Consider the following 532-nt stretch of genomic DNA (forward strand, 5'->3'; position numbering starts at 1 on the left):
AGCTCTTATCACCAACAATAGCGAACTCGCCGATACGGTCCGTAACAAAGACCAAGAAGTTGACGCAATGGAGTTACTGATCGACGAAGACTGTACCCAGTTGATTGCACGACGTCAGCCGGCAGCGAGTGACCTTCGCTTAGTCATTTCTATCATCAAAATGGTTGCAGATATCGAACGCATTGGTGATGAAGCCAGTAAGATTGCCAAAATGGCAATCCGCCTGACTGAAGAGGGCAAAGCACCTCGCGGCTACGTCGAAATTCGCCACATCAGCGATCATGTTGGTCAAATGGTCAATGGTGCACTCGATGCCTTTGCACGTTTCGATATCGATATGGCACTGGATATTATGAAAGAAGACCATGCTGTCGATGCCGAGTACAAGTCAGCGGTTCGCTCACTGATGACCTTCATGATGGAAGACCCTCGCAGTATCTCCCAGATTCACAGCGTTATGTGGGTACTACGTGCCTTGGAACGTATCGGTGACCATGCGTGTAATCTGGCTGAGCACGTGATCTACATCGTA

General features: G+C 49.1%; 1 protein-coding gene. It reads left to right on the forward strand.

The window, feature by feature from the left end; genetic code table 11:
* The coding region (phoU, locus tag A3761_RS07280; protein ID WP_068750046.1) for a phosphate signaling complex protein PhoU at positions 1 to 532 on the forward strand (532 nt) is incomplete at both ends.

The sequence above is a fragment of the Oleiphilus sp. HI0123 genome, from assembly GCF_001635315.1.